This window comes from Larkinella terrae (assembly GCF_009668025.1).
Classification (GTDB): domain Bacteria; phylum Bacteroidota; class Bacteroidia; order Cytophagales; family Spirosomataceae; genus Larkinella; species Larkinella terrae.
On sequence record NZ_WJXZ01000007.1, the window covers coordinates 387,766 to 397,965 of the forward strand.

The window sequence follows — 10,200 nt, forward strand, 5'->3', positions numbered from 1 at the left end:
TCAATTGTTATTCCAAAAATTAACAGACAGTTCGCGGAGGTTGTATTTCACTCGGACTCCGGCTTTATTATCTGTGTTTCAAGCCAGAGAATAGCATTAAATCCGGAAAATAAATTTACAAAATAAGACAAAACCATCCGTAAATGCATGATTGCCCATTTATTTGTTTCACTAAATGAGTAGATGGTTACAAGGCTCGCTTTTTCGGCCATTCATTGGCGTATTTTGAATCCAGATACTTATTACTTACCTTCCAATTTTTACAAGCGGTTTCGCCACCGGGTTCAATTTTGTTCGGTCCGGCGGTTTGCCGGATGCTCACGGACGGAACCGGATTGCCCAGACCTTGCGGACCTGTAACCACCGAGATGGACACCCTCCTTTTTTGTTTTGCCAACGACCGGGATCATCCGCTGCTGTCCCTGCGGGATGAAGATGATGGCATCGACCGGTTGCTGGATTTGCGGAGTAGCAAAGGACACTTCCAGAAAGTGCGGGACTCGTTTGCGACCACCAGCTCCATGGCTGATAAACTGGCGACTTACCAGAATACGCTGAGTTTGTTTCACTTCAGCGGTCACGCGGGCAGTACGGTTTTGCAACTCGAAGATACCGTGGCCCGGGGAGCGGGGATTGCCCAGTTGCTCGGTCGTTGCCCGAACCTGAAACTGGTGTTTCTGAACGGCTGCTCCACTTTGCAACACATCAAACTGCTGGCGGCCCAGAACGTGAAAGCCGCCATCATTGCCACCAGCACGCCGATTGAAGACAAAGCCGCGTCGGAATTTGCCCTTACGTTTTACCAGGCTCTGGCCAATCAGTATTCGATTGAAGCCTCGCTCGAGCAGGCTCAGTTGAAACTGCAGGTGAGCGAATCCACCACCATTCAGGTGATGAACCGCGCCATGGTCGATATGGAGGAAACGGAGGTCAGCCGGAATTTGTGGTATTTTCACAAACCTTCCGACGAAGCCGCCCGGTGGGAACTACCGACAACTGCCGAGCAAACCGCCGTTGAATACAAGCCCAACAGCGCGCTCCGGAACGCCCTGTTCAACGCGCTCATTAAATACGAACCCAGCTTGCGGGAGAAGTTCATGCAAGTCAGCAAACAGTCCGAATCGCAGATCCTCTGGGTCAACGACGCCATTCTGAGCCGCCTGCCGTATCCGATTGCCGAACCGGTCCGGCGGTTATTTACGCCCCCGTTCACGCCCGAAGGCAAGAAAATGCCGATCAGGAGCGACCGGGAACGCCTGCTCAATTACACCGCATTGTTTGAGTCGGCGGTCGATTTGCTTGTCATTACCCTGCTGGCGCAGGTGATCGACCGGCTGATTCACTACCGGAAAGACGGGGTGGAACCGCCCCTGACGGCCGAGACCCGGGCCTTGTTGCAGCGGCTGCTGACCGAAGGCTGGTCGAATCTGAATCCCGGCGAGGTGGAACAGGCGCTGAAAAGCCTGAGCGCGTTTCTGAGCAGCAGCCAGGAAGTGCTTTTTATGCCCGAAATGCAGGAACTGGCCCGGCAGTTTAACGAGAAGGAGGGTTTTTACAAATGCTTTCTGTTTTTCGACGATTTACGCCGGAGACTCAACAGCCCGGCCGGAGTGGCCAACATTCCGTCGGTGTGTCAGGTGGGTGAAGACCAACTGGTGGAACTGTGCAAGCGGATGGGTTTCTGGGCCAATTACCAGCTGGAGTCTTACAAAAACATTCGGGTGGTGCGGTTTTTTTACCGTCCGGAAGAATATAAACACGAAAAGGCGGTTTTGCGAACCACCCAGAATCCGTACGAAGACAAGTCGTTTCAGGAAATCAACCTGTCGAATCCCTGGGCGTCGCAATCGGTTTTGCTGGTGAAAGTTCAGCGGGAAACCGCCACCGGCGTGCCCGAAACCGCTGATTTTCTGAATCTTTCGCCCCTGCTGATCGATCAGAATGTTTACATCAAAAGCAACGTGTTCGATCCCTATAGTTTTCATTCGTCGGGCGAGGGGGCGGTGCGATTCAAGCACATTGCCCGGCCCGAAGATCCCTTGCTGAGCGTTTTGTTCAAGCCGAACGAAACCGAAGTGCTGCAAAAACAGGATTTTACGACGCTGCGCGAACAGTTCAGCACCGTGATGACGCTGCTGGCGTTGCCCGATCCGCTGGCTGCCACCCCGAACGAACCGATTGCCGAAGCGACTGACACCAACATTGACCTGCTTTCTTTGTCCGACTAACCCATGCCCGCTCCACTCGCCGTAAGCAGTCCGTTTAAATTTCTTGACGCCTACACGTCCGCCGATAAAAACCGGTTTTTTGGGCGAAACGCGGAGCAAAAGCGCCTGGTCGAACTCCTGTTTCGGTCGCGGCTGGTGCTGGTCTATGGGCCGTCGGGAACCGGAAAAACCAGTCTGGTGCAGTGCGGTCTGGCCAAAGCGATTCCCGCTTCCGATTATTTTTCGGTTCAAATTCGTCGGAGGGGCGATTTGCGGCAAACGCTGGTTTCGATTCTGAGCGGTATTCTGGAAGAAAACACCGCCACCGAACCGGTTGCGCTCGTGGCGGAGTGCATTCGGTACGCGCTGCGCCCGATTTACCTGATTTTCGATCAACTGGAGGAACTATTCATCAGCGGTTCGGCGGAGGAGCAAACGTGGTTTACCGGTTTTTTGAAAGAAATCGAGCATTCGTCGCTTGCCTGTAAAATTGTCCTGGTGATCCGGGAGGATTTTCTGGCGTACCTCTATGCCTATGAGGACCAACTGCCCGGATTGTTCGATTTCCGGATGCGGGTCGAGCCGATGAGCGAACGCAATCTGCAGGAGGTGATCGTCGGTACGTTCAGCCAGATTGAAGACATTCGGCTGGTCGATGAAGCGAAAACGGTGGCTCTGATTCTGGAAAATAACCGCAGCTCGGCCAATACGTTCCAACTGCCTTATTTACAGGTTTATCTGGATCGGCTCTGGCGGCAGGAAAACGAAAAAGAACCCGAGCCGCCGGTCTGGATCACCCCGGCTTTGGTGGAGGAAGTGGGCAGGATCGACGATGTGCTGGAGGTCTTTCTGGCGGAACAGAAAAAATCCATCACCGACCAGCTTCCGCCCGACGAACAACCCGCCGTGAGCCAGGTGCTGGAAGCGTTTGTGACCTACGAAGGCACCCGCCGGGAACACCGGCTGGCGTCGCTCGAAGAAACCGCCCGGCTGCCGATTGCCCTGCTGATGCGGATTTTGACCGAACTGGAAAGGACCCGCCTGATCCGGCGGGATGAGGAAACGTACGAACTGGCGCACGACAGCCTGGCGAAAGTCATCGACAAAGGACGGTCGGCGGAGCAGCGGCAGATCAACGACATCATCCGGCGGCTGAAGGAAGCCTATCGGGAATACATCGAGAAAAAAGAAGCGGACGATTTGCTGCTTTCGCCCCGCCGGTTGTCCGAAATTCAACTCTACGAAAAAGCCGTTCACGCCGAACTCGACCGCAGTCTGGGCAAGGCGGAAAGTGACGCCAAATGGGAATACATCAACGCGAGTCGCGAGTTTCACCGGCGCGAACAACGGCGGGAACTGGAAGAACAGCAGCAGAAAAATGCCCGACTGAAACGCAGCATCGCGATTGTATCGATTTTTCTGCTGGTGGCGCTGGCCTCGGTCTGGTTCGCAGTTAATCAGTGGAACAAAACCAACCGGACCCGCATCGTGCTTCAGTCCGACCGGATGGACCCCGTTCAGGCGCTGGTGACGGTTGCCGAAGCGTACGAACAGGACCCGAACGAGCTGAACCGGAAGGCGCTCTACAACCATTTTTACAACCACCGGCTTTATTCGTCCAAGATTGAACTGGATGACACGGCCATTCGGGGGGTTGATTTTTCGAGCGATGGCAAGCGGTTACTGCTGGTGGCGGAGGATAACCGGGTGTATCGCTGGGACCCGACCGGCAGGCAAAATGGGGAAGGACTTTTTATTCCGGGGCGGTATTTGTCGGTTGAACTGTCGGACGACGGTCGGCGGGTGGTTGCACTGGTGGAACCGGGCAAGCTGTTTTTTGGCGACCTCGAAACCCATCAGGTGCAGCGAATCGGGACCGACAGCACCGTCAGTACGGCGACGATTTCGCGGGACGGCCACAATGTTTTGACCACAAACGAAGAGGGCCTAGTGACGATCTGGAACACAAGCGGCAGCAAAATTGGAACGCTCGATGCCCTGTCACCCGTCGAACTGGCCGATTTTTCGCCCGACGATAAAATGCTGCTCACGGTTCCAACTCTCTCCAATGAGGACGTTAGCCTGAACAAAAAACTCCAGCTTTGGGACCGGAGCGGGACAAAACTGCTTGATTCACAAACGTTTCCTGATGCGGTTTTGTCGGCCGTCATGAGTGGTGAGGGAAGTATCCTGATCGTGAGCACCACCAATGGCCGGGTTTTTCGGTGGGACCGAATTCGTCGGCAGGTGACGCCCTTGCAGTTGATGGCCGATAATTCCCTGTTTACGGACGTTAAACTTTCCGCCGACGGCCAGCGCATAGCGGCTTCCGACGGAAAAGTAGTCTACTGGTGGAATGCGGAGGGCCGCGTGGTGGATAAGCTTGCGTACGAACGCCGAATCCGATCCATCGAACTGGCTCCCGATGGGCAAACCACCCTGGTCGTTGTCGATACGGATGTTGAGTTGTGGGACGCGGACAAGCAATTCAAAGGGAAACTGTCCCACAAGGCTGCAGTTTCGACGGCGGTTTTTTCGCCCGATGGAAAAACGATTTTGACCCATACCGAAGACGGAAAGGGGTATCTCTGGAATTTGCTGGACGAACGGCTGGTGGAATTGCCGCACCCGGAAGGCGTACGGGATTTTGATGTTTCGCTGGATGGCCAGTTCATTACCACGCTGACCGACGCCAGTTGGCTTTATTGCTGGAATCGGGCGGGAAAACCGGTCGATTCGCTGGAAACCGAACCGATTATGGAACAAATTCTGGTGACCGGCGATGGCCGAAACGTGTTCATGGTCGATACCAATAACACCATTTTCCGCTGGAACCGGACGGACCGTCGCCTGACCGGGATGCCGGGCGAAATTCTGGATTACTCCGAAGATCACCAGATTATTCTGGTTCGCACTAAAACCGGTAAGGGTTATTTCTGGAATTCAGACGGGCAGCCCATCGACAGCTTACCCCTGAATCTGAATGAAAACCGGGCCTTTCTGTCGAACCGGGGTCAGGAAGCTCTGCTGCGGACGAAGGAGGGGAAGCTGTATTTCTGGAGCCGGAAAAACCGCAGGGCGATCGAACTTCCGGCCGGTCAGGCGTCCGTGACCCTCAGTCCGGACGGTGAATCGATCATTGCGCTGACGGCGGGTGTCAACGATGCGTTCTCATTCTGGAATCTGGAGGGAAAACCGGTGGCAAACTACCCGTTAAAAACCGGTCGGTTGTCCGACGGCTACCGGATTTCTTCTTTTCGGATTTCGCCTTCCGGCGAGCAGATTTTGATTTTACTGTCGGGCGAAAGTCAGGCTTTTATCTGGACCCGAAATACCGGTGCGCTTAATTTGCTCAATCACAACAAAGTGGTCGAGATGGGAGATTTTGCGCCGGATGGTTCGCTCATCACTACCCTGCAATCCGAAGGCCAATCCGTCTGGTGGAGCACCAGCGGGCAGCGGCTGCTGGAATGGGCGGGTGCGATCAACCAATACCGGTTTTTGCAGGATGGCTCAACCTACTACACCGTTCAAAACAGCCGGGTGTCGGTCTGGCCGGGACCGGATTTTATTATTCCGTGGCTGAATAAACACATTTCGCCCGCAAAACGGCGCGAAATTCTGGCCGACGTGCGGGAGGAATACCAGTTGCAGACGTCATTCTGGGAAGCCATCTGGCAAGCATTTCGGGAGTAAATTAGGGTAGAGAAAGCCGACCGTCTGTCATTATCAGCGACTTTTATCTTTAATCTCGCGTCTTTTGCCGCACATCCGCACCTAATCCTAAAAACTCTTTGTATCCGATTGTGCGATTGTGTACCTTATTCGCAGAAAAACGTGTTTAACGGAATGAAATCCTTCATTGGCCTTCTGTTGGTGGGTTGCTGGCTGGTGGGGCAGTCGGCGCGCGGGCAGTCGGTGGTGGAGCCGATTGTGCAGTTCAGGAATGATTCGATCCCGGCGATGGCGTTCAGCGTGACGGGCTCGGGGCGGCATTTCAACCGGTTTTATCCGGTCGATGTCGACAACACCAAATTGCACATCGGCGATACGCTGCAGGTGAAAGTGACGCCCATTCAATCGAACCGCAACCTGATTATTTCCATCCGAAACTGCTACGGAAACTGCACGATTGACGAAAAAGCCACCAGCGGTTCGAAAACGACGGCCTATTCGGTTTTATCCGCGAACATCGACACGCTGAAGGATTTCACGCTGAACGTGCCGATTACGCCAACCGTCGCCTTTACCGATAATACGGGGCGGAAATTGTCGCTGGATAACGCGGGTCTGAAATTTATCTTCGTGTACATTTCCAATCCGAATATGGCGCCCGCGCAGTATGACCTGAAAATCTCGGTTATCCGGAAAGCCGAGCGAAACAACGAATATCCACTGCCCGCCAAGATCAAACGACCCACGATGACGACCGCCCGGTATCATGCGGTTTTGATCGGCATTAACGACTACAACGATGCCCGCATCAAGCTAAACCGGCCCCGCAGCGATATTGCCCGGCTGGACAGCGTGCTCCGGCAGCAATACGATTTTGCGTCGATCATTCGCCTGCCGAATGCCACCAAGCAAATGGTGAAGGACACGCTGACTGCGCTGTCGTATCGCTTGCTGAGTGACGATAACCTCCTGATTTTCTTTGCGGGACACAGCGTCAGCACCGATGAGAATAACGGTTTCTGGGCTCTGCAGGACACCCGCCAGGAAGACCTCGACAGCTACCTGTCCAACGCGGCTCTGGTGTCGATTTTGAACGAAATGCGAACGCAGCACCTGTTACTGGTAGTCGATGCCTGTTACGGTTCCACGATTGTGACGTACCAGATGATGACCAATGCGAAACTGCAGACCTGGGAGGAAAAATACACCCAGAAAAGCCGCAAAGCCATGAGTTGCAGCTCGTTGGAGGAGGTGCCGGACAATAGCGTTTTTCTGGATTACTTCATCAAGCGGCTGGCGACGAATTCGGAAGAATACCTGTCGTCGGAAGAGTTGTTCGACAGCATGAAAAACGAAGTGCACAATAAAACGCAGATCCGGCAAAAACCGACTTACGGGCACATCAAGGGCCTGACGCCGGGCGCGGGCGATTTTTTATTCAAACGAAAAAGAAGGCTGGCCAGCCAATCGGAATGAAACGGCTCCTGATTATCGGCTTGTTGGGTTGCGGAATCCCGGTTTTTGGGAGGCCGGTTCCGGCGGATTCCAGCCGGACGAAGGACGACACCCTGGAAGTGAATTACATCAAAGTCTTTTTCATCGATGCGCCCGTGCCGGATTCGAGCCGGAAAGTGACGATCAGCTACAGCCAGAAAAGCATTATTCTCGTAAATGACTACACCAAACCGGCGACGCTCGACATCAGCAAGGACCGGAAGGTTTGGACTTCGTTTACGATCAAAGCCAGCAACGTCAGCATCTACCCGACCAACAGCGCCGAACTCTTTGTGCGACTGATCACTGATCGGACCCGCAGCAATAAATACACCGTCCGGCGCGGCTCCCGCTACCGGATTTACCTCGGCGCCGACGGCAAACTCGCACTCAATCCGGAAGACTGATTGGGGAATGAATAATGAACAATTAATAATGAATAATGTAAACTGCTGATAGTCATTGTTAATTGTTTATTTAAGTAAAAACCAGCCTAAGACGAAAAGCAAAAGGAGGAGAGTCACCCAGACCAGCGATTGCCAGTGGAACGTGCGGGCGACCGGGCTGGGATTTTCGAACTTTGCACGGGCAATGGTTTGGGAAATGAGATGCTGGAGCTCGGGTTCGGGGAGCTGCTGATCCTGGACCCGCAAAGCTGCGACGACAGTTCGGGCGAGTTTCAGGTCTTCCACCCGGTCGGGATTGGACACCTGCCAGATGTACCAGAACGCATCGCTCTCCGGCGTAGGCTGTAACACCCACTTTCGGAAGGATTCATTCCAGATTAATTTTTCGATGTTTTGGGAGTATCGTTGTGGCATCGGAAAGCTGGTTGGCGGTTTTGAACTACCAGAGACGAAATCGGTACGCCGATACTGTTTTCCAAAAAAAAATGAAGCAGTACTAAATGGTAGAGGTAAAAGGCACTAAAAGGTAAATGTAAAGGCAGTGACAATAGATGGATGGCTGTACTAGACCGTTGCGAAAGCCTGAAAGGCTTTACTTTGGATAACCCCGAATGAAATTCGGGGAGGGGTGTGCAGAAACTCCCCAGGGATCTCCAACCCCGGAGGGGTTGACCCGCTCACCGGTAGGTTGTTCAACCCCTCCGGGGTTGCGGCCCAACGTGGGACACTCGCTCGTCAGTCCCCGGATTGCATCCGGGGTTATCCACGGTGGAGTCCTTCGGACTCGTGTTCTGGTAGATGGATTACTAGTTGGTGGCTCATTGGGAAAAGGTTAGGCGAATAAATTAAAAAGCGAAACCAGGAAGAATTCGGTTTTCCACTGCGACTTTAACTGCTTGATGGCGGCTTGAAGCAGGTTGGAAACCGACTGGGGGGCGATGCTCATGATCGCGGAAATATGTTCGCGGTCCAGTTCCTGAAAGAACTTCAGGTAGATAACTTCCTGCTGCCGCTTCGTCAGTTGGTCGATCAGGTACTTCACTTTGTATACCACATTGCGGGAGGTTTCATCTTCGACCAGTCCTTCCTCAACCGAAAATTCGATCGAAAAATGCTCGACGCAGTCCAGTGGCGTATTCGATTGCCAGCGTTGTTTTTCGAGCGCCCGGTGAATACGTCGGCGTAGGGAGGCCAGCAAATACGGTTTCACCACGACTGTGCTGTTTAACGATTCCCGCTTTTGCCACAAATCCAGAAAAAGATCCTGAATGCAGTCTTTAACAAATTCATTATCTGACGAATACTTGCTGCCGTATGAGAAAAGCATCCGACCATATTTACTCATCAGGGCTTCAAAAGCCAGCGTATTTCCCAGCTTAAACCGCTGCCATAGTTCATGATCTTCCGGTAAAACCGGCTTTCTATTCAATATATTCATGCCACACACTTTCTGGGGAAAGTCAAAGACGTCTCGCTTTTCAAATATAGGATGTGGCCGTAAGTATTAAAAATTAGTCCCAATAAATGTTAAAATAATACTAGAAATCGGTATGGCGCGGGGACACACTTCGTCAATTCACCGCTCGTACGAACGGATTCGAGCGTTTCTCCTGGCCGATTGTCGTGGAACCCATGTGGCCGGGATAAACCACATAATCATCGGGCAGGGTGTATAACTGGGTGCGAATGCTGGTGGCCAGGGTGTCAAAGTCGGAAAGCGGAAAATCCGTGCGTCCGACGCTGCCCCGAAACAGCACATCGCCCCCGATCACAAAGCGGTCGGCGTGACTGACAAAAGCCACATGCCCCGGCGCGTGTCCCGGCACAAACCGCACTTCCAGTTCCGAATGACCGAACGTGACGGTTTCGCCAGCCACCAGATACTGATCGACTTCGGTTTCCTCGTACGCCATGATGCCGTAGTAAGGAGCCATCACTTTGACGGAATGGAGCACCGGCAGATCGCTTTCGTGGAGGTATAATTCAATGCCGTACTGCCGTTTCACAAAGGCATTTCCGAGCACATGATCGACATGGGCGTGGGTGTTGAGAAGTTTGACCGGTTTTAACTTGTTCTGGTCAATAAAACCGACGAGTTCCTCTTTTTCCCGCTTGTCGTAGCAACCGGGATCGATGATGATAGCTTCGCCGGTTTCGTCGTATAAAATATAAGTGTTCTCGGCCAGCGCGTTGAACGTAAAGGATTGAATGTGAGTCATGTAGTTAAATGATGAATGATAAATGATGAATGATGAATGTAAAAGTTATTGGCTTTTCACTTTTACATTCAACATTCATCATTTTTATTTTCTTAAAGACTGTCCAAGAATTTGATTTTGCACTTTTAAACCTTGCCCCCAACCCCTAAAGGCCGGGCGGCCGGTGCCGGGCTTTAATCGGCATTTCAAAGCCCGGCA

General features: G+C 52.9%; 7 protein-coding genes. 4 read left to right on the top strand and 3 right to left on the bottom strand.

Annotated elements, in window-relative coordinates; genetic code table 11:
• The first annotated feature begins 368 nt into the window (after positions 1-368).
• From GJJ30_RS14485 to GJJ30_RS14500, 4 genes are all read left to right on the top strand, one after another.
• Positions 369-2,228, top strand: coding sequence for a CHAT domain-containing protein (locus tag GJJ30_RS14485; RefSeq protein WP_170299191.1), 1,860 nt, complete (start codon positions 369-371; stop codon positions 2,226-2,228).
• Between the two features lie 3 nt (positions 2,229-2,231).
• The gene (locus tag GJJ30_RS14490; protein WP_154175872.1) at positions 2,232-5,903 is read left to right on the top strand and encodes an NACHT and WD repeat domain-containing protein; all 3,672 of its coding nucleotides are present in this window, start codon (positions 2,232-2,234) and stop codon (positions 5,901-5,903) included.
• Between the two features lie 153 nt (positions 5,904-6,056).
• Entirely contained in the window at positions 6,057-7,358 is a 1,302-nt protein-coding gene (locus tag GJJ30_RS14495; RefSeq protein WP_154175873.1) for a caspase family protein, read from the top strand.
• Positions 7,355-7,783 carry a hypothetical protein gene (locus tag GJJ30_RS14500; protein WP_154175874.1) on the top strand — a complete coding sequence of 143 codons (429 nt, stop codon included), beginning with the start codon at positions 7,355-7,357 and terminating at the stop codon, positions 7,781-7,783. The genes GJJ30_RS14495 and GJJ30_RS14500 overlap by 4 nt, the downstream gene beginning before the upstream one ends.
• 66 nt (positions 7,784-7,849) lie before the next feature.
• Here the strand turns inward: GJJ30_RS14500 and GJJ30_RS14505 are convergent, their stop codons facing one another.
• From GJJ30_RS14505 to GJJ30_RS14515, 3 genes are all read right to left on the bottom strand, one after another.
• Positions 7,850-8,197 (bottom strand): hypothetical protein, encoded by a 348-nt coding sequence (locus tag GJJ30_RS14505; RefSeq protein ID WP_154175875.1) that lies wholly within the window; start codon positions 8,195-8,197, stop codon positions 7,850-7,852.
• A gap of 418 nt (positions 8,198-8,615) precedes the next feature.
• Positions 8,616-9,221, bottom strand: coding sequence for an RNA polymerase sigma factor (locus GJJ30_RS14510; protein ID WP_154175876.1), 606 nt, complete (start codon positions 9,219-9,221; stop codon positions 8,616-8,618).
• A 133-nt stretch (positions 9,222-9,354) separates the two neighbouring features.
• A complete protein-coding gene (locus GJJ30_RS14515; RefSeq protein ID WP_154175877.1) occupies positions 9,355-10,002 on the bottom strand; it encodes an MBL fold metallo-hydrolase in 648 nt (215 codons plus the stop codon).
• Positions 10,003-10,200: the final 198 nt, after the last annotated feature.